This window comes from Micromonospora sp. NPDC051543, from assembly GCF_044454415.1.
In the GTDB taxonomy this organism is placed as follows: Bacteria; Actinomycetota; Actinomycetes; order Mycobacteriales; family Micromonosporaceae; genus Micromonospora.
On sequence record NZ_JBITDT010000002.1, the window covers coordinates 252,510 to 269,890 of the forward strand.

At 73.7% G+C, this 17,381-nt stretch carries 18 protein-coding genes; 10 read left to right on the forward strand and 8 right to left on the reverse strand.

Annotated features, from left to right (window positions below; translation table 11 throughout):
* Positions 1 to 31: 31 nt before the first annotated feature.
* Positions 32 to 424, reverse strand: a complete 393-nt coding sequence (locus ACIA3K_RS04210) for a hypothetical protein (protein ID WP_396799133.1) — start codon at positions 422 to 424, stop codon at positions 32 to 34.
* Between the two features lie 357 nt (positions 425 to 781).
* On the opposite strand from ACIA3K_RS04210, the gene ACIA3K_RS04215 reads away from it, so the two are divergent.
* The 4 genes from ACIA3K_RS04215 (at position 782) to ACIA3K_RS04230 (ending at position 3,698) form a co-directional block, all read left to right on the forward strand.
* Positions 782 to 1,051 (forward strand): hypothetical protein, encoded by a 270-nt coding sequence (locus ACIA3K_RS04215; protein ID WP_396799134.1) that lies wholly within the window; start codon positions 782 to 784, stop codon positions 1,049 to 1,051.
* A gap of 111 nt (positions 1,052 to 1,162) precedes the next feature.
* Positions 1,163 to 1,321: a hypothetical protein gene (locus ACIA3K_RS04220; RefSeq protein WP_396799135.1), complete on the forward strand. Its 159-nt coding sequence runs from the start codon at positions 1,163 to 1,165 to the stop codon at positions 1,319 to 1,321.
* Positions 1,318 to 2,577: a M48 family metallopeptidase gene (locus tag ACIA3K_RS04225; RefSeq protein ID WP_396799136.1), complete on the forward strand. Its 1,260-nt coding sequence runs from the start codon at positions 1,318 to 1,320 to the stop codon at positions 2,575 to 2,577. The genes ACIA3K_RS04220 and ACIA3K_RS04225 overlap by 4 nt, the downstream gene beginning before the upstream one ends.
* The gene (locus ACIA3K_RS04230; protein ID WP_396799137.1) at positions 2,574 to 3,698 is read left to right on the forward strand and encodes a glycosyltransferase family 4 protein; all 1,125 of its coding nucleotides are present in this window, start codon (positions 2,574 to 2,576) and stop codon (positions 3,696 to 3,698) included. The genes ACIA3K_RS04225 and ACIA3K_RS04230 overlap by 4 nt, the downstream gene beginning before the upstream one ends.
* Before the next feature lie 16 nt (positions 3,699 to 3,714).
* On the opposite strand, the gene ACIA3K_RS04235 is transcribed toward ACIA3K_RS04230, so the two are convergent.
* From ACIA3K_RS04235 to ACIA3K_RS04265, 7 genes are all read right to left on the reverse strand, one after another.
* Positions 3,715 to 4,371 carry a lysophospholipid acyltransferase family protein gene (locus ACIA3K_RS04235; protein ID WP_396799138.1) on the reverse strand — a complete coding sequence of 219 codons (657 nt, stop codon included), beginning with the start codon at positions 4,369 to 4,371 and terminating at the stop codon, positions 3,715 to 3,717.
* Between the two features lie 12 nt (positions 4,372 to 4,383).
* Positions 4,384 to 4,968: a TetR/AcrR family transcriptional regulator gene (locus ACIA3K_RS04240; protein ID WP_396799139.1), complete on the reverse strand. Its 585-nt coding sequence runs from the start codon at positions 4,966 to 4,968 to the stop codon at positions 4,384 to 4,386.
* Between the two features lie 71 nt (positions 4,969 to 5,039).
* Positions 5,040 to 6,698: a putative bifunctional diguanylate cyclase/phosphodiesterase gene (locus ACIA3K_RS04245; RefSeq protein WP_396799362.1), complete on the reverse strand. Its 1,659-nt coding sequence runs from the start codon at positions 6,696 to 6,698 to the stop codon at positions 5,040 to 5,042.
* A 79-nt stretch (positions 6,699 to 6,777) separates the two neighbouring features.
* Positions 6,778 to 7,587, reverse strand: a complete 810-nt coding sequence (locus tag ACIA3K_RS04250; protein ID WP_396799140.1) for an SAM-dependent methyltransferase — start codon at positions 7,585 to 7,587, stop codon at positions 6,778 to 6,780.
* Between the two features lie 190 nt (positions 7,588 to 7,777).
* Positions 7,778 to 8,446: a response regulator transcription factor gene (locus tag ACIA3K_RS04255; RefSeq protein WP_007072219.1), complete on the reverse strand. Its 669-nt coding sequence runs from the start codon at positions 8,444 to 8,446 to the stop codon at positions 7,778 to 7,780.
* A gap of 7 nt (positions 8,447 to 8,453) precedes the next feature.
* Positions 8,454 to 10,145 (reverse strand): GAF domain-containing sensor histidine kinase, encoded by a 1,692-nt coding sequence (locus ACIA3K_RS04260; RefSeq protein ID WP_396799141.1) that lies wholly within the window; start codon positions 10,143 to 10,145, stop codon positions 8,454 to 8,456.
* 14 nt (positions 10,146 to 10,159) lie between these two features.
* A complete protein-coding gene (locus ACIA3K_RS04265) occupies positions 10,160 to 11,977 on the reverse strand; it encodes an AMP-dependent synthetase/ligase (RefSeq protein ID WP_396799142.1) in 1,818 nt (605 codons plus the stop codon).
* 155 nt (positions 11,978 to 12,132) lie between these two features.
* Between ACIA3K_RS04265 and ACIA3K_RS04270 the strand changes: the two genes are divergently transcribed.
* The 6 genes from ACIA3K_RS04270 to ACIA3K_RS04295 all read left to right on the forward strand — a co-directional run bounded on the left by ACIA3K_RS04270 (position 12,133) and on the right by ACIA3K_RS04295 (position 17,376).
* Positions 12,133 to 12,588: an SRPBCC family protein gene (locus ACIA3K_RS04270; RefSeq protein ID WP_355049405.1), complete on the forward strand. Its 456-nt coding sequence runs from the start codon at positions 12,133 to 12,135 to the stop codon at positions 12,586 to 12,588.
* A gap of 31 nt (positions 12,589 to 12,619) precedes the next feature.
* On the forward strand, positions 12,620 to 13,312 hold the full coding sequence (locus ACIA3K_RS04275; protein WP_396799143.1) for a hypothetical protein: 693 nt from the start codon (positions 12,620 to 12,622) through the stop codon (positions 13,310 to 13,312).
* A 79-nt stretch (positions 13,313 to 13,391) separates the two neighbouring features.
* On the forward strand, positions 13,392 to 14,339 hold the full coding sequence (locus ACIA3K_RS04280) for an ROK family glucokinase (RefSeq protein ID WP_396799144.1): 948 nt from the start codon (positions 13,392 to 13,394) through the stop codon (positions 14,337 to 14,339).
* A 13-nt stretch (positions 14,340 to 14,352) separates the two neighbouring features.
* Positions 14,353 to 15,045 (forward strand): endonuclease/exonuclease/phosphatase family protein, encoded by a 693-nt coding sequence (locus tag ACIA3K_RS04285; protein WP_396799145.1) that lies wholly within the window; start codon positions 14,353 to 14,355, stop codon positions 15,043 to 15,045.
* A gap of 115 nt (positions 15,046 to 15,160) precedes the next feature.
* Positions 15,161 to 16,567, forward strand: a complete 1,407-nt coding sequence (locus ACIA3K_RS04290; protein ID WP_396799146.1) for a flavin-containing monooxygenase — start codon at positions 15,161 to 15,163, stop codon at positions 16,565 to 16,567.
* On the forward strand, positions 16,564 to 17,376 hold the full coding sequence (locus tag ACIA3K_RS04295; protein WP_396799147.1) for an alpha/beta hydrolase: 813 nt from the start codon (positions 16,564 to 16,566) through the stop codon (positions 17,374 to 17,376). The genes ACIA3K_RS04290 and ACIA3K_RS04295 overlap by 4 nt, the downstream gene beginning before the upstream one ends.
* Positions 17,377 to 17,381: the final 5 nt, after the last annotated feature.

Consider the following 17,381-nt stretch of genomic DNA (forward strand, 5'->3'; position numbering starts at 1 on the left):
AGCGTCGGCGGCCGGATCGCGTGTCAGACGGTCAGTAGGAGCAGTACGGGGAGTCCATGATGTCGATGGCGACCGCGTAGCCGTACGGCTCGAGGTAGGCCAGCTCGTCCGGCGCGATGCAGACCCAGTCGCCATTGGAGTAGATGATCTTCGCGCCGTCGTCGTTGCGGCTGTTGTAGACCCAGTCCGCGCCCCTGCTGCGGGACCCGAGGGTCTGGTAGTAGGTGTCCTGGAACGACGCGGTCGGCGGATTGCCGTTGTACGGGTTCCCGGTCACCCAGAAGCAGACGCGGGGGTAGTTGCAGCCCAGGGCCGAGGTGGCCTGCGCCGGTGTGGCGACGAGCCCGCCCGCGGCCGTCGTGACGCCCGCGAGGAGCGCGACGGCGGTGAGCCGGGAGCGTGTGGTCGAAGATGGTCCGCGCATGTCGACGCCTCCGTTGAGTCGGGGTGGTGCGACCCGCTTCGTTGACCCGGACCGGTGGCCAGGGCTGGGGTCTCGCCCGGCGTGGCCCGGACGTAGCACCACGATCGCAGTGACCTGGATCGACGAAACAGGCGCTTGACCGGCAGTTGACCGGCGATTCGCTCGGTGCGCCCGCGCGAGGTCGGCGATGTCGGGCTCTCCGACCGTTCGGGATACCCCGATTTCGCTGATCTGGAGTCGATCTAGCCCTCAACGGGCGGTTCTGTCGTACCCGGTGGATAGCGTCGATGTGACCGACGGTGCTCGGGTGGCGACGACAGGGTGTCGGCCGCGCATCTCGAGCGATCAGGAGGCGTGATGCTCATCGACTGCGACGGGTGCGCGAAGCGGGCCGACGGCTGCTCCGGCTGCCCGCTGACCGCCCTGTTCGACGACACGTCCCCGGCGGCCGGGCTGGTCGCCGCCGAGGTCGAGGCGATCGAGGTGTTCGCCCGGGCCGGCTTCGACGTCGAGGTGCTGGCCGCTCCCGCCCAGCCCGACGCTCCCGCACGGCCCGGTGCTCCCGTGCGGCCCGGCGCTCCCGCCCGGCCCGGCGCCGGCGCGCGCCGGGTCCGCCGGGTGGCCTGAGCCCTCGCCCCGGGGCCAATCGAAGGCCGGGTCGGCGAAGTGCGTCACCGCACCCGAAGCGGGCTTTTCGCGGGCCATAGGATGGGCGGTCACGGCGGGAGGAGCGGCGGGATGAGCGGGGTACGACGCGAGCACGACCGGCCCGTCGGCGCCCCGCGCGCCGGCGCCGCGTGGCGTTGGCGCGGCCACGCGCGGCGGCACGACGCCAGCGGGTGCCGGCGTGATCGTGCCCGGGCGCTGAGCGTGGTGGCCACGGCGGTGCCCCGGTGAGTCCGCGCGGCTGGGCGTTGTTGACGTTGGCCGGGTTGACGGTGGCCCTGCTGGTGACCGTCGCCGTGTTCGTCCCCTGGCACCGGCCCCCGGCCCCCCGTGCCGACCAGCTCGCCGCTCTGCGGGATCTCCCGGCCGACCAGGTGGCCCGGGGGCGTGAGTTCCGCGCCGCGCTGCGCCCCGGCAGCTACGCCGCGCTCGCCGTGGGGCTGCTGATCGCCGTCGCGCTGGGGCTCACCCCGCTGGGCAGTCGCCTGGTCGAGCTGGTGGGCCGGCCCTTCGGTGGGCACTGGATCGCCCAGGCGGTGCTCGGCGGCCTTGCCGTGGTGCTCGTCGCCGACCTGCTCACCCTCCCGTTCTCCGCCTGGCGGCAGACCGTCCTGACCCGCTACGGGCTCAGCACCAACTCCTGGGGTGGCTGGGCCGTCGACCTGCTCAAGTCGTACGCGGTGAGCGCCGTGATCGGTGCGGTGGCGCTGTTCGGCTTCTACCTGGTCATCCGGCTCGCGCCGCGCTGGTGGTGGGCGCTCGGCGCGGCGGGCGCGGCCCTGCTGGTGGTGCTGCTGTCGTTCGTGCTGCCGGTGCTCGTGGAGCCGGTGTTCAACAAGTTCACCCCGATGGAGCAGGGTGCGCTGCGCACCGAGCTGATGAGCATGGCCGCCCGCGACGGGGTGCCGGTGCGCGACGTGCTCGTCGCCGACGCCTCCCGGCGGACCACGGCGGTCAACGCGTACGTCTCCGGCCTCGGCCCGACGCGCCGGGTGGTCGTCTACGACACGCTGCTGCGCGAGGCCGAGCCCGCCGAGGTGACCGCCGTGGTGGCGCACGAGCTGGGCCATGCGAAGGACTCCGACGTGGCGGTGGGCACGCTGACCGGGGCGCTGGGTGTCGCCGCCGCGGTGGTGGCCCTCTACCTGCTCGGCTCGTGGGGGCTGCTCCTGCGGTTGGCCGGCGTCGACTCGATCGCCCATCCACGCGCGTTTCCGCTGGTGATTGCCCTGGTCACGGTGGCCGGTCTGGTCGCCACCCCGGTGCAGGCGCTGGTGTCGCGGCGGGTGGAGGCGCGGGCCGACGCCCACGCGCTCGCGCTCACCGGCGACCCGGCGGCCTTCGAGTCGATGCAGCGCCGTCTCGGCACGGTCAACCTGGGCGACCCCGACCCGCCGCGATGGGAATACCTCTACTCGGCTTCGCATCCGTCCACCGTGGAGCGGATCGCCGCCGCCCGCGCGTACGCCCGGGAGGCACGCCGATGAGCCGCACGTTGCTGATCACGAACGACTTTCCGCCCCGCCCGGGTGGCATCCAGTCCTTCGTGCACAACCTCGCCGTGCGTCAGCCGGCGGGGTCGGTGGTCGTCTACGCGTCGAGCTGGCGCGGTGCGGAGAAGTTCGACGCCGACCAGCCGTTCGAGGTGATCCGGGAACGCACCCGGGTGCTCCTGCCCACCCCGCTGATCGCCCGGCGCGCGGCCCGGCTCGCCCGCACGTACGACTGCGACACGGTGTGGTTCGGTGCGGCGGCGCCGCTGGGGTTGCTCGCCGCCGGTCTGCGCCGGCGTGCGGGCGTACACCGGGTGGTGGCGCAGACCCACGGCCACGAGGTCGGCTGGGCGGCGCTGCCGGCCGCGCGGCCGGCGCTGCGGCGCATCGGGCGTGGCGTCGACGTGACCACCTACCTCGGCGAGTACACACGCGCCCGGCTCGCCCGGGTGCTGGCCGGGGTGACCGACCTGCGGCGGCTCGCGCCGGGCGTGGACGTGGACGCCTACCACCCGTCGGTGGACGGCGAGCCGGTCCGGGCCCGGTTGGGGCTGACCGACCGGCCGGTGGTGGTCTGCGTGTCGCGTCTCGTGCCGCGCAAGGGCCAGGACATGCTGATCCGGGCACTGCCGGAGATCCGCCGCCGGGTGCCCGACGCGGCGCTGCTGATCGTCGGCGGCGGGCCGTACCGGGCCACCCTGGAGAAGCTGGCCCGCCAGACCGGCGTCGAGCGGGACGTCGTCTTCACCGGCTCGGTGCCGGCGGCCGACCTGCCCGCGCACTACGCGGCCGGCGACGTCTACGCCATGCCCTGCCGCACCCGCAACCGCGGTCTGGACGTGGAGGGGCTGGGCATCGTCTACCTGGAGGCGTCCGCGACCGGCCTGCCGGTGGTGGCCGGCGACTCCGGTGGCGCGCCCGACGCGGTCCGGGAGGGCGAGACCGGGTACGTGGTCCGTGGCCGGGACGTCGCGCAGCTCGCCGACCGGGTCGCCCGGCTGCTCGGCGACCGGGACCTGGCCCGCCAACTCGGGGCGGCCGGCCGGGCGTGGGTGGAGCGGGAGTGGCGCTGGGAGGCGCAGGCGCAGCGGATGGCGGCCCTGCTGGCCGGCTGACCGTCGCCGCCGCTCGTCAGGGTTGGGCCTGCCGGGGCGGGGCGTAGCTGGGCACGTACTCCTGGTCGGTGAGCCCTTGGATCGCGGCCATCACCTCGTCGGTGATGGCCCGGATGTCGCGCGGCCCGGTGATGCGGCCGGCGACCGGGATCGCCGGGCCGAAGCGCAGGGCGACCGGGTGTCGACGGGGGATTCGCGCGTCGACCGGCAACACCTCGGCGGTGCCGAGTACGCCGACCGGGATGATCGGCACCTCGGCGTCGCGGGCCAACCGGGTCATTCCGGTGCGTCCGCGGTAGAGCCGTCCGTCGGGGGACCGGGTGCCCTCCGGGAAGATGGCGACGAGGCCGCCGGCGCGCAACACCGGCACGGCCGCGTCGAAGGCCGTGAGGGCGGCCCGGCCGCCGGCCCGCTCGACGCGGATGGCGCCCATGCCGGCCACGACGTGCCGGCTGAGCCAGCTGCCGGTGAAGTACTCGGCCTTGGCCCAGAACGTCACGTGTCGGGGTGTGAGGCAGGCGAGGACCACCTGGTCGGCGACGGACAGGTGGTTGCTGGCGAGGATCGCCCCGCCTCGGCGGGGCAGGTGCTCCAGGCCTTGGACGCGGGGTCGCCAGCCCAGTCGCAGGGCTGAGCCGACGGTCAGTTTGCTGAGGTCGTACAGCAGGGGCACGTCTTCTCCCGTTCAGTTCCGCGCGGGGCCGAGGTGCGCGTCGAGCGCGGCCCGCAGCACGGTGTCGTCGTCGCGGTCGCCGGTGGCCAGCGGCAGGCTGCCCCAGGCCCAGAGCTCGGCGATGCCGTGCAGGTTGGCCCAGAGCGCGCCGGCCACCACCGGTGCGGGCGGGGCGGTCGGCCGACGTGTCTGGGCAACCAGGTCGGTCAGGAGGGTGAACAGCGGCAGGCTCGTCTCGCGCAGCCGTAGACGACTGCTGGCCAGCAGGTCGTGGCGGAACATCAGCTCGAACATGCCGCGGTGCCCGGCGGCGAAGTCCAGGTACGTCCGGGCCAGCGCGACCAGTCGGGTACGCGGCTCCGCGCCGGCGGCGTGCATCGTCCGCTCCACCCGGGCGGTGAGGTCGGCGAAGCCCTCCCGGGCGATGGCCGAGAGCAGGTCGACGTGGGTGGGGAAGTAGCGGCGCGGGGCGCCGTGCGACACGCCCGCCCGTCGGGCGATCTCCCGCAGGGACACGGCGGACTGGCCCTCACGCAGCACGAGGTCGACTCCGGCTGCCACCAGCCGGTCCCGGACGCCGGCCTCCTCCACGGTCATAGACACTGTCTACCAGTTCGCCGTAGACATTGTCTACGGCCGTGGGCGACGGTGCGGTCGCCCGTGCAGGCTCAGCGGATGCGGGCCAGGATGCGGTCGGCAGGGGCCGGGCGGCCGAAGTGCCAGCCCTGGGCGGCGTCGCAGCCGATCGCCCGCAGCCGCTCGGCCTGCCCGGCGGTCTCCACCCCCTCGGCGGTCACCGTGAGGTCGAGCGCGTGCGCCAGCGACACCAGCGAGGCGAGGATCCGCTCGTCGGTGCGCCCCACCACCGGCGACCGCAGGCCGGCCACGAACTCGCCAGCCACCTTCAGCTCGGTGACGGGCAGATCCCGCAGGTACGCCAGGTTGCTGTAGCCGGTGCCGAAGTCGTCGATGGCGATGCGTACGCCCAGGTCGGCCAGCAGCCGTAGCGCCCGGACGGGCTCCTTGGCGCTGCTCATCATCGTGCTCTCGGTGATCTCCAACTGGAGCCGTTCGGGCGGCAGGCCGGTCTGGCTCAGCAGCGTACGGACCTCCGCCACCAGACCGGGCCGGTGCACCTGCCGGACGGCCAGGTTGACGCTCACGAAGGGCGCCGGCGCGCCGTCCGTCGACCACGCCTCCGCCTCCCGGCACGCCTCGGCGAGCACCCACCCGCCCAGTTGCACGATCGAACCGGTCTCCTCGGCCAGCGCGATGAAGCTGTCCGGCCGCAGGACGCCCAGCTCCGGGTGTCGCCAGCGGACCAGCGCCTCCACACCGAGCAGTCGGCCGTCGCGCAGCGAGGTCAGGGGCTGGTAGTCGAGATAGAACTCGCCCCGCTCCAGCGCGGCCGGGATGGCCGCCGACAGGGCGTACCGGGCCAGTTCGCGGCGGTTGCGTTCGGCGTCGTAGAGCGCCCAGCGCGCCCCACCGGCCGACTTCGCCCAGTGCAGGGTGCTGTCGGCCGCCCGCATCAGGTCACTCGGGTTGGAACCGGCCACCTGCCGCTCGACGATGCCGATGCTCGCCGTGACCTGGAGCTCGTGCCCGTCGACCACCGCCGGTGTCCGGACGGCGGCCAGGGCGATCTCGGCGACCTCCACGACCGCGTCGGTGCCGCCCGCGCCCTCCACCAGGATGACGAACTCGTCCCCACCGAGGCGGGCCACCAGATGCTCGCCGAGGGACTGGCGCAGCCGGTCGGCCACCGTGGTCAGCAACCGGTCGCCGACCTGGTGTCCCAGCGTGTCGTTGACCACCTTGAAGCGGTCCAGGTCGAGGAAGCACACCCCGACGCGCTGGGCGCCCCGGCCCGGCTCGTTGAGCGCGGCGGTGAGCCGCTCGGTGAACAGCGTCCGGTTGGGCAGGCCCGTGAGCGGGTCGTGGGTTGCCTGGTGGCGGAACCGCGCCTCGCTGGCCCGCAGCGCCCGTTCGGCCTGCGTGCGCGCCATCATGGCGGCCCGGCGGATGGACTCCTGCTCGTCGAGCGTGCGGTCCCGCAGCGCGCGGGCGTAACCGGTCGCCACGGCGGCCAGGAGTCGGGCCATCCGGTCCTCGACGTCCTCGGCCACCAGTCCCAGGTCCCGCACGAGCCGAAGCTGGATCACCTCGACGGTACGGCCCAGTCCCTCGGCGGACGCGATGTGCGCGGCGACCAACTCCGCACCGACCCGATGCCCGGCCCGCAGGTCGAACGGCTCGGCGAGCAGCGCCTGGGCCAACTGACCGGCAAGCCTCTGCAACAGGGCCTCGAGCTGGGCCTGTGTCATCGGCAGGTAGCTCGTACCGGAGACCGCCTTGGCCCAGGCGCGGGCGAAGGTGCCGGGGCGGGTGACCGCCGAGGGCGCCTCAGTCACCGAGTCGCCCGACGCCGCCCATGAACACCGCCCGCTCGGCGTCCTCCGCGCTCTCGGGGCTGTCCGGTCGCCACTGTGGCACCCAGACGACGCCCGGGTCGACCAGCTCGAACCCGTCGAAGAGGGCGGTCAGCTCGGCCCGGCTGCGAATCGTGAGTGGGCTGTCGGTGCGCCGGTAGACCCGTTCGGCCTCGGCGCGCTCCTCCCCGGCGCGGCCGTCGTCGCTGGCCTGCGACAGCACCAGGTAGCTGCCGGGCGCCAACGCGTCCCGAAGCGTCGCCAGCAACTCCGCCGGCCGGTCGTCGTCGGGGACGAAGTGCAGGACGGCCACGATCATCACCGCCACCGGCTGGCTGAGGTCGAGCAGCCTGCGCGTGTCGGGGTGCGCCAGGATCTCCTCCGGATGCCGCAGGTCCTCCTGGACGATCGTCGCCCGGTCGTTGCCGGCCAGGATCTCCCGGCTGTGCGCCACCGCGACCGGGTCGACGTCCACGTAGACCACCCGCGACGCTGGGTCGATCCGTTGGGCGATCTCGTGCACGTTGCCGACTGTGGGGATGCCCGAGCCGATGTCCAGGAACTGGCGCACTCCGGCCTCGGCGAGGTGGTGGACCGCCCGGCGCAGGAACGCCCGGTTGGCCTGCGCGGCCAGTGGCGCCTCCGGCACGGCCGCCACCATCGCCTGCGCGGCGGCCCGGTCGGCGGCGAAGTTGTGCGATCCGCCGAGGTAGTAGTCGTACATCCGGGCGACGCTCGGGCGCTCGATGTCGATGGTGTCGGGCGCCCAGTCCGGCCGCTGCATGCGCTCACCCCTTGAGTCCACGACGCGGGCGTCATCGCCCGCGCGCGTATTCTGCCCCCGCGGTACCCGCCAGACCATAGCGTGCCCGTCCACTCGTCGCGGACGTCGGTCGATACGCGAAGGTCCGCGCCGGCGGCGAGCCGGCGCGGACCTTCGGTTACGGAATTCCGCTGGACGAACGGGCGCGCGTTCAGAACTTCGGCGCGTCCGGCGCTTCGAGCAGGCCGAGTCGCAGCGCGGTCATCAGGGCCTGTGCCCGGTTGGCGGCGCCGAGCTTCTCGTAGAGCTTGGAGATGTGCGTCTTCGCCGTGGACTCGCTGACGAACAGCTGCTTGGCGATGCCCGCCACGCTCATCCCGTCGGCGAGCAGTCGCAGCACCTGACCCTCGCGGGGGGAGAGCTGCGGGCCGGAGGGGGCGAGCCGACGCTTCATCGCCTCGGCCAGGTCGGCGGCGGTGAACGCGCTCGGCGACGAGGCGGCGTGCCGCGCGGCGGCCACGACCTCGTCGGCCGGGGCGGTCTTGGGCACGAAGGCGCTCGCACCGGCCTCCAGTGCGCCGAAGAGCTGGTCGTCGCCGGCGTACATGGTCAGCACCACGATGCCCATCGACGCGCTGGACTTGCGCAGCGCGCGGGTGGCCTCCAGGCCGCTGCCGTCGGGCAGCCGCAGATCCATGATCACCACGTCCGGCTGGAGGGCGCCGGCCTGGCGTACCCCCTCTGCCGCGGTCGCGGCCTCGCCGACGACCTCGAACTGGCGGTCGCGCTCGAAGGCGTGCCGCAGGCCCTTACGAATCAGGTCATGATCGTCGACAAGGAGAACCTTGGTGCGGGTGGCCGGTGTCGGACTTGTGGTCATCCTCGGGTTACTCCCCTTCTGGTGCTGCGCTGTCACGCACGTTATCGCGCCGGGCCGAGGTGCCGAGAACCACCGCCACGGTCGTGCCGCTGGGTTGCCGCGGCCTGATCTCCAACCGGCCCCGGATACGTTCCGCCCTCTCGGCCATGATCGCAAGACCGTACCGTCCGTCGGGGCGCTGGTCAGCCATCCCCTGACCGTCATCCGACACTTCTATTTGCGCGTACGGGGGGTCGACCTCACACGTGACCCACAAATTGGACGCTCCGGCGTGCTTGCGGGCGTTGGTCACGGCCTCCTGCGCGATGCGCAGCAACTCGGCCTCGGTGGCGGCCGGCAGGCGGGCCGTGGACTCGTCCAGCGACAGGTGCACCCGCAACCCGCCCGACGCGCCGACGGTGCGGGCGTACTCGGCGATCGCCGCGGCCAGCCCGCCCTGCCGGTCCACCTCGCTACGCAGCTCGAAGAGGCTCAGCCGCAGCTCCTGGATCACCCGGGTCACCTCGGCGCGCAGCGTCCGCAGGGCCTCGGCCGTCTCGTCCGCGTCGTCGAAGACGGTGGCCATGGCGTTGTCGATGCCGTAGCCGACCATCACCAGCTCCTGCGCCACCCCGTCGTGGATCTCCCGGGCCAGCCGCTGGCGCTCCTCGTTGGTGGCCAGCGACCGGACCTCGTCGAACAGCAGCGCCGCCTCCAGCCGCAGCGCGGCCGGGCGGGTCAGCGCGGTCACCCGGGACACCACCGGCGGCGGGTACGCCTGCGCGACATCGGCCTCCAGCACCACCAGCCCCACCGTGCGTACCCCCGCGACCAGCGGGACGATCAGCGCGGACACGTCCGGACCCCGATGCGAGCGGGACTGCGAGCGGGCGGCGGTGGTGGCCTGCTGACTGGCCCAGGCGTCGGCGATGGCCGAGTCCGCGTCCAGCGTCGTCTCCCAGTCCACCCGGTCCGCCCCGGCCTGGGCGAGGACCACGAGCCGGCCGCCGCCGCTGGCGGACAGCACCGCGCCCCGGTCCGCCCGGGCCACCGTGCGCAGCTCGTCGATCAGGTGCTCGGAGATGCCTCCCGGGTCCAGGGTCGCCCCGGGCAGTTGCCGGGCCACCGTCCGGAGCTGGGTCAACAGCCGGGTGGCCTCGGCGTACGGCTGGGGCTTGCCGTCGGCGCGTACGGCCATCACCCGGTGCAGGGTGCCGGCGGCGTAGAGCCCGAGCGCGGCCAGGATCAACCACTGCGCGCAGACCGCGAGGTAGCCCACCTGGCCGAGTTGACGTTCCCCGTCGACCTCGGTCAGCGCGCCGCTGATCAGCAGCGTGCCGGCGGTCACCGCGAGCAGCGCCGCGCCCTCGCGGAAACGCCGGCGCAGCGCGGTGACGGTCACCGGCACCGCCAGGTAGGGCAGCACGGCGGAGGCGCCGAGCCCGTCGACCGTGCCCCCGATCGACGCGACCGCGGCGACCTGGCTCGCGGCCAGCCCCAGCACCACCACCTCGGCGACCCGACTCAGCGGCCCGACCAGCCGGTGCTGCGGAGCGAGCAGGGAGGGCAGCCCGGCGACCGCCAGCAGCGCGATCCACCACAGCTGGGTGACGTCGCGGGTGGCGAACAGGGTCAGGATCGCGACCAGCGCCAGCATCACCAGGCGGGCGGCCGCGGCGAGAGGATGCGGGTGTGGGGCGGCGGTTGTGGATGCGGGCACGTGACGGATCGTAGTCAGCCGCGGTAGATGTCGGCGATCTCCGCCGCGTACGTCTTGTGGACGACCTGGCGTTTGACCTTGAGCGAGGGGGTCAGCTCGCCGGTGGCCTCGGTGAAGTCGCGGGGCAGGATCCGGAAGACCTTGATCGCCTCGGCCTTCGACACGGCCTGGTTCGCGGCGTCGACGGCGGACTGCACCTCGGCGCGCAGGCCCTCGTGCTCGCGCAGCGTCTCGATCGGGGTCTCCGGGGGGAGTCCGGCGTTCGCCAGGAAGGTCGGCAGCGCCTCCTCGTCGATGGTGACCAGCGCCGCGATGAACGGCTTCGCGTCTCCGACGACGACGCACTGACTGATCAACGGGTGCGCCCGGACCTGGTCCTCCAGCACCGCCGGGGCGACGTTCTTGCCGCCGGCGGTCACGATCAGCTCCTTCTTGCGGCCGGTGATGCTCAGGTAGCCGTCGGAGTCGAGCTGGCCCAGGTCACCGGTGCGGAACCAGCCGTCGGAGCTGAGCGCCTCGGCGGTCGCCGCGTCGTTGTGCCAGTAACCCGCAAAGACCAGCTCGCCGGAGATCAGGATCTCGCCGTCGTCCTCGATCCGGACGGTCACGCCGGGCAGCGGCCGGCCGACGGTCCCGATCCGGGTGCCGGTGGGCAGGTTCGCGGCGGCGGCGGGGGACGTCTCGGTCAACCCGTACCCCTCCAGGACCGTCACACCGACGCCACGGAAGAAGTGGCCGAGCCGCGCGCCCAGGGGCGCGCCGCCGGAGATGGCGTCGCGGCACCGCCCGCCGAGCGCGGCGCGCAGCTTGCGGTAGACGAGCCGGTCGAAGACCGCGTGCTGCGCGCGCAGCGCCAGGCCCGGCCCGCGCGAGGTCTCCAGCGCTTCGCTGTACGAGATGGCGACCTGCTCGGCGCGGGCGAAGACGCCGCCCTTGCCGTCGGCCTCGGCCTTCTGCTTGGCCGCGTTGTAGACCTTCTCGAACACCCGGGGTACGGACAGCACGAAGGTCGGGCGGAACTCCTGCAACTCGCCGACCAGGTTCTTGGTGTCCGCGCAGTGGGCGAGGGTGGCCCGTGCCTGCACCACGCCGATCTGGATGAGCCGGGCGAACGCGTGCGCCAGCGGCAGGAAGAGCAGGGTGCTCGCGCCGGCGTTGAACAGGTTCGGCAGCACGGGCACCGCGTTGGCGATGTCGGCGTACATGTTGCGGTGGGTCAGCACGCAGCCCTTGGGGCGGCCGGTGGTGCCGCTGGTGTAGATGATGGTGGCCAGGTCGTCGGCGCGGACCGCCTTGCGGCGCTGCTCCACCTGGGCCAGCTCGACCGCCGCGCCGGCGGCGACCAGCTCGTCGACCGCGCCCTGGTCGATCTGCCAAACGTTCGTCAGCTCGGGGAGGCGGTCGCGGACACCGGCGACCAGGTCGGCGTGGGCGTCCGTTTCGACAAGCGCGGCGACCGCGCCGGAGTCGGCGATGATCCAGGCGGCCTGCTCGGGACTGGAGGTCTCGTAGATCGGTACGGTGACCCCGCCGGCCGCCCAGATGGCGTAGTCGAGCAGGGTCCACTCGTAGCGCGTCCGGCTCATCAGGGCGACCCGCGCGCCCGGCTGGACGCCGACGGCGATCAGGCCCCGGGCCACGGCCGCCACCTCGTCGCGGAACTGCAGGCAGGTCACTTCGGCCCAGGTGGTGGTGTCGCCGCCGTCGGCGGAGCGGGTGGCGCGGGCGAACTGCACGGTGTCCGGCGCGATCTCGGCGTTGTCCCAGACCGGATCGGTGAGGTTGGCCGCCTCGCCAACGGTGACGATCGGCGGAACGGAGAACTCGCGCACTTGCACTCCTTCGTGCTCGCACTGGCCTGGGCCGGCCTCTGCCCGAGAGCGTCGGCTCTGTCGAAACCTACCCGGCGGGGGGTTCGGGTGGGGTAGGCAGGGCGCGGCGGGGGCGGCGCGGGGTGTGCGCGGCGTCAGCCGGGTAGCCTCCCCCCATGGCGGACTCCTCCACCCAGTCGATCATCATCGGCGCGTCACCCGACCGGGTGGCGACGGTCATCTGCGACTTCCCGAGTTACCCGGAGTGGACCGAGGCGGTCCGCCGTGCCGAGGTGATCGAGGAGTACGAGGACGGCTACGCCAGCCAGGTGCGGTTCACCATCGACGCCGGGGTGATGGCTGACGAGTACGTGCTCGCCTACGAGTACGCCGAGGACCTGTCCCGCGTCGAGTGGCACCTGGTCGCCCCCTCGAAGATGCAGAAGAGCCAGCGTGGTTCGTACGACCTGGTGGGCAACCCGGACGGGACCACCACGGTGACGTACACGCTGGAGGTCGAGCTGTCCGTGGGGATGCTGGGCATGTTTCGGCGCAAGGCCGAGAAAATGATCATGGATACGGCGTTGAAGCAGCTCAAGCGCCGGGTAGAAGCACCCGGCGTGGCGCAGTGACGCGTCCGGCGGTGGGGTAGAGGAGCCGAGGGTGGGCGGAACGGAGCCGGGTTCGGCCCGGGAAGAGGCGGAGCGTCTGGTGGCGGCCCTGCTCGCGGGGGCGCGGCTGGCGTCCAGCGGCTCGACGGGCGGCGCGTTCGGCCCGTTGGGCGGGATGTTGGCCGGTGTCCTCGGTCACAGTGCCGCTCCGGGCGGCGGCGATCGCGCCCGTGGTGGTTTCGCCACCGGTTCGGCCGAATGCTGCGTCTGCCCGGTCTGTCGTGGCATCGCCGCGTTGCGTGACCCGAGTCCGGAATTCGCCGAACGCCTCGCCACCGGCGCGGGCGACCTCGCCGCCGGCGTGGCCAGCCTGCTCCGCGCGTTCGCGCCGCCGGAGCCGTCCCCGACGACCGTGCCGGAGTCGGCCGCGTCGTCGCAGGCGGCGGCCGGTGCGGGCGGCGACGGCGAGCCGGTGCGGCCCGCCTCGACCGCGCGGTCGGCCGAGGCCGTCGACGAGCACGTGTGGCGCGATGCCACCCGCACCGGGCATGATTCCCAACCGGCGCCGGAGCGGGATGTCTGGTCGGTCGCCACCCGGTCGGCGGACACCTCCGCCCCGGCCACCGCGGCACCCGTCGACGACGCCGGGGCGGTGGCCGCGCCGGTGCCGACCAGCCGACCCGTGGTGCCCGCTTCGCGGGCGTCCGACGACACCGGCGCGGACGCGCCGGGCGGCGGCGCCTGAGCGCGGGACATCGCGATCCGGACCGGCGTGCCCCGTGGCGCGCGCGATCCGGACAGCACAGCAGAGGGGAGCGGCGGCGGTGACGCTGACCATCGGAGTCGACGTGGGTGGCACGAAGGTGGCCGGCGGTGTCGTGGACGACACCGGCGCGGTCCTCGTGCAGAGCCGACGGGACACCCCCGCCGACGACGTCGCGAAGACCCGCGACGTCATCATCGAGCTGGTCGACGAGCTGGCCGCCGGTCGGACGATCGAGGCGGTCGGCATCGGCGCGGCCGGCTGGATCGACGCCTCTCGCTCGACCGTGCTCTTCGCCCCCAACCTGGCCTGGCGTGACGAGCCGCTGCGCGAGTACGTGAGCGCCGCCGTCGGCCTGCCGGTGATCGTCGAGAACGACGCCAACGTGGCCGCGTGGGCCGAGTTCCGCTACGGCGCGGCCCGCGCCGCCGACGACTCGATGATCATGTTCACCATCGGCACCGGCGTCGGCGGTGGCATCGTCCTCGGCGGCGAGCTGATGCGCGGCGCGCACGGCATCGCCGCGGAGCTGGGCCACATGCTGGCCGTGCCGGACGGACACCAGTGCGGCTGCGGGCGGCTCGGCTGCATCGAGCAGTACGCCAGCGGCAGCGCCCTGGTCCGCTTCGCCCGTGCCGGCGCCCGACAGGAGCCGCAGCGGGCCACCGCCCTGCTGGAGCTGGCCGGCGGCGAGCCCGAGGCGATCACCGGTCACATGGTGACCGCCGCCGCGCAGGGCGGCGATCCGGTCTCCGCCGAGGCCTTCGCGCAGATCGGCCGGTGGCTGGGCACCAGCCTCGCCGACATGGCGCAGATCCTCGACCCGCAGGCCCTGGTCGTCGGCGGCGGCGTGATCGACGCCGGTGACCTGCTGCTCGGCCCGACGCGTCGCTCGTACCTCGACGCGCTGGCCCAGCGGGGACGCCTGCCGGTGGCCGAGGTCCTCCCCGCCGAGCTGGGCAACAGCGCCGGGGTGATCGGCGCGGCCGACCTGGCCCGACGGATCTGAGGGCGGCCAGGACATGGGCGTACCGCTGCGCGTGGTGTCGTACAACATCCACAGCCAGCGCGACGACACCGCCGCGCTGGCGGCGGTCGTCCGGGCCGCGAAGCCGGACGTCGTGATCGTGCAGGAAGGTCCGCGCCGGTTCCGGTGGCGGCAGAAGTCGGCCACGCTGGCCGAGTCGTTCGGCCTGGTGGTGGCCGCCGGAGGCCTGCCCGCCCTGGGCAACCTGCTGTTGACCAGCCTGCGGGTGCAGGTGCGCAGCGCCCGGTGCCAGCGGTTCCCGCTCACCCCGGGCCGGCACCTGCGCGGCGCGGCGTACGCCGACTGCCGGGTCGGCGACGCCCGCTTCACCCTCGCCGGCTCGCACCTGTCCACCGACCCGGCGGAACGGCCCGCGCAGGCCGCCGAGTTCCGACGCGGCCTGGACGCCGCCAACGCTCCAGTGGTGGCGGGCGCCGACCTGAACGAGGGCCCGGACGGGCCGGCCTGGGCGACGGTGGCGCGCGGCCTGACCGACGCGGCGGTCGCGGCCGACCGCGCGGAACGGCTCACCTACTCGTGCGCCGACCCGCGCCGGCGCATCGACGCCCTCTTCGTCGACCCCCGCATCACCGTGGTCGACTACGACGTGGTGGACACTCCGCAGACCCGCCGGGCCAGTGACCACTTCCCGGTGCTCGTCGACCTGCTGCTGCCCACCACGGCCTGACCCCCACCGGTCCGGACCCGCCGATCGGTCCGCGCCGGGGCTGGACATCCGGCTCCGATGTGGAGAGGATTTCGCGGCGAACCGGCACCCGTGCCGCACAAAAGGAGATGTCCCGGTGTCCACCTCCACCGACCAGGGCCGGCCCGACCCGGATGCGATCCCGTCCGCGCAGAGCCGCGACGGCCGCTCGCTCTCCGACCGGGGCGACACGGTCTGCGTCATCGGCGCCGGGGCCAGCGGCCTGACAGCCATCAAGAACCTGCGCGAGCACGGGTTCGGGGTGGACTGCTACGAACGCGAGACCGGCGTCGGCGGGGCCTGGAACTGGCGGCACGACCGCAGCCCGGTGTACGCCAGCACCCACCTGATCTCGTCGAAGCCGTTCACCCAGTTCCCCGACTTTCCGATGCCGGACTCCTGGCCGGACTACCCCCACCACGGCCAGCTCCTGTCGTACTTCGAGCGGTACGCCGACCACTTCGACCTGCGGTCGCACATCTGGTTCGGCACCGAGGTCGTCCGGGTCGAGCCCGCGCCGGGGGAGCGGTGGGACGTGACGACCCGATCCACCGGCGGGTACGGCCCGGAGCGCACCTCCCGCTATGCCGCCGTGGTGATCGCCAACGGGCACAACTGGTCGCCGAAGCTGCCCCGCTACGAGGGCCTGGAGGAGTTCCGCGGCGAGATCATGCACGCGTCGTCCTACAAGGACCCGGCGCAGTTGCGCGGCAAGCGGGTGCTCGTGGTCGGTGCCGGCAACACCGGTTGTGACATCGCCGTCGAGGCCGCCCAGCAGGCGTCGCGCTGCTGGCACTCCACCCGGCGTGGCTACTGGTACGCCCCGAAGTACGTGCTGGGCCGTCCGGCCGACCAGATCAACGACGCGTTGCTGTCACTGCGGGTGCCGCTGCGGGTCCGCCAGTGGCTCTACCACTGGACGATGCGGTTGACCGTCGGCAACCTCACCCGCTTCGGGCTGCCCAAGCCCGACCACCGGGTGTACGAGACGCACCCGATCGCCAACAGCCAGCTCGTCTACTACGTGGGCCACGGCGGGATCGGCCCGGTGCCCGACATCGCCCGGTTCCAGCCGTACGCCGTGGAGCTGGCCGACGGCCGCGAGATCGACCCCGAGCTGGTCATCTTCGCCACCGGCTACCTGCCGCGCTTCGAGTTCCTCGACGCGTCGGTGTTCGGCGACAGCGCCGGCACCGGCCGTCCCACGCTCTGGCTCAACGCCTTCACGCCGGGGCACCCCACGCTGGCCGTCGCCGGTCTGGTGCAGCCGGACTCCGGCCTGTTCACCCTGTCCCACTGGCAGACGGTGCTCTTCGCGCGGCTGCTGCGGGCCCGGCGGGACCGACCCGAGCGGGCCGCCGCGTTCGCGCAGCGGGTCCGGGACCGGGCCGGGGAGCGCTACGCCGGTCAGGTCAAGGACAGCAGCCGGCACTGGTTCGAGGTCGGGCACGCCGACTACCTGCGCGCCGTCCAGCGCGCCCTGCACGACCTGGAGGGCAAATGACCGAGCTGCGGATCATGCGGGGCCGGGAGTGGGCTCGTCCGGTCCGGCCGGCGCGCCGTGAGGTGCTCAGCGCCGTACCCGAGTTGGAACAGGGGCGTCCGCCGCTGCTGTTCGTACCCGGGTTCGGGCACGGCGCGTGGGCGTTCGCCGAGCACTGGCTGGGCCATGCCGCGTCGCGGGGCTTCCCGGCCTACGCCCTGAGCCTGCGGGGGCACGGCGGCAGCGAGCCGTCGCCGGAGGCGACGCTGCGCGCGTACACCCATGATGTGACCCAGGTGGCCGCGAGCCTGCCGCGCCAGGCGGTCCTGGTGGGGCACGGCGCCGGGGCGCTCGTGGTGGCCCACGCGATGGCGCGCTACCCGGCGCGCGGCGCGGTGCTGGTTTCGCCGGTCTTCGGCGGCTGGGGCATCTTCGGTACGGCGGTGCGCCGCAACCCGGCCGGGACGCTGCCGGCGGTGTTCGGCGGACCGCTGCGGCTCAGCCGGTCGCAGCTGTTCAGCCGGGAGTTGCCCGACGAGGACGCCCGGCGGTACGTGGCGCGACTGGGCCGGGCCGGTCGGCGCGCCCAGTGGGCGCTGCTGGGCGAGCCGCCGGCCGAGGCGGCCGTGGGCGAGCCCCCGGTCCTGGTGCTGGGCAGCCCGGACGACCGGGTGGTGCCGGCGTCGACGTTGACGCGGGTCGCCCGCCGGTACGGGTCGGCGCCGCTGCTGTTCCCCGGCATGGGGCACGACCTGATGCTCGACGCGCGCTGGGCCGAGCCGATCGACGCGATCCTGGACTGGTTGGAGAAGGAGCCCGCCGGCCGGTGACCATG

Bases quoted from the DNA above. Each gene is read 5' to 3' on its own strand.
- ACIA3K_RS04295 (WP_396799147.1), top strand. From the start codon at position 16,564: ATGACCGAGCTGCGGATCATGCGGGGCCGGGAGTGGGCTCGTCCGGTC.
- ACIA3K_RS04255 (WP_007072219.1), bottom strand. From the start codon at position 8,446: ATGACCACAAGTCCGACACCGGCCACCCGCACCAAGGTTCTCCTTGTC.
- ACIA3K_RS04230 (WP_396799137.1), top strand. From the start codon at position 2,574: ATGAGCCGCACGTTGCTGATCACGAACGACTTTCCGCCCCGCCCGGGT.
- ACIA3K_RS04285 (WP_396799145.1), top strand. From the start codon at position 14,353: ATGGGCGTACCGCTGCGCGTGGTGTCGTACAACATCCACAGCCAGCGC.
- ACIA3K_RS04270 (WP_355049405.1), top strand. From the start codon at position 12,133: ATGGCGGACTCCTCCACCCAGTCGATCATCATCGGCGCGTCACCCGAC.
- ACIA3K_RS04215 (WP_396799134.1), top strand. From the start codon at position 782: ATGCTCATCGACTGCGACGGGTGCGCGAAGCGGGCCGACGGCTGCTCC.
- ACIA3K_RS04250 (WP_396799140.1), bottom strand. From the start codon at position 7,587: ATGCAGCGGCCGGACTGGGCGCCCGACACCATCGACATCGAGCGCCCG.
- ACIA3K_RS04210 (WP_396799133.1), bottom strand. From the start codon at position 424: ATGCGCGGACCATCTTCGACCACACGCTCCCGGCTCACCGCCGTCGCG.
- ACIA3K_RS04220 (WP_396799135.1), top strand. From the start codon at position 1,163: ATGAGCGGGGTACGACGCGAGCACGACCGGCCCGTCGGCGCCCCGCGC.
- ACIA3K_RS04245 (WP_396799362.1), bottom strand. From the start codon at position 6,698: ATGACACAGGCCCAGCTCGAGGCCCTGTTGCAGAGGCTTGCCGGTCAG.
- ACIA3K_RS04240 (WP_396799139.1), bottom strand. From the start codon at position 4,968: ATGACCGTGGAGGAGGCCGGCGTCCGGGACCGGCTGGTGGCAGCCGGA.